The organism is Pseudomonas sp. SWRI154 (assembly GCF_014268645.1).
Taxonomy (GTDB): Bacteria; Pseudomonadota; Gammaproteobacteria; order Pseudomonadales; family Pseudomonadaceae; genus Aquipseudomonas; species Aquipseudomonas marvdashtae.
The window spans coordinates 1-532 of sequence record NZ_JABWQW010000082.1; the positions used below are offsets into that span (position 1 = coordinate 1).

The window sequence follows — 532 nt, forward strand, 5'->3', positions numbered from 1 at the left end:
CGACCGTGCTGCCGCCGACCACCGTGCCCTTGGAATCAATGATATCGGTGAGGGTCGGTGTAAGCCACTCCACCGCCTTGACGGTATAAGTGCGCAACGGAAACGTAATGGCCTGGCTTTCATCAGTGCTCTGGTTCAAGGTGGCCTTGAATTCCACCGTGAGCGTACTGCCGTCACGCAGCTCACGCAAATCGCTCAGTGGCACGGTGTTGGTGGCATAACCATTGGCAACCCACCCCTGGGAAACCCGACTTCCCAGCTCCGTCCCCCAGAGGGTGAGTTCATAGCTTGTACCGTCTTTTTTTGTGCCCTTCACGCGCAGCCAAACGTACTGGCCTTGCGCAATAAGCGGCCAGCTATCGATACGCACGGTGGCATTGCCCTGTAATGCCGCCACATCCAGTTCCGCCCCTTCGCCATTGTTGGCGGCTTGCAGAATCCTCGGCTTGGCGTCCAGCAGATCGTCTTGGGCGAGGGCTTGCACAGCCAGGGTAAGTGGCTCTGACGGCGGCGACTCCTTGCCGCCGCGGGT

1 pseudogene is annotated in these 532 nt (G+C 59.8%); it reads right to left on the reverse strand.

The annotated features are described in order from the left end of the window. A pseudogene (locus tag HU806_RS26245) lies at positions 1-532 on the reverse strand (hypothetical protein); the annotation flags it as partial.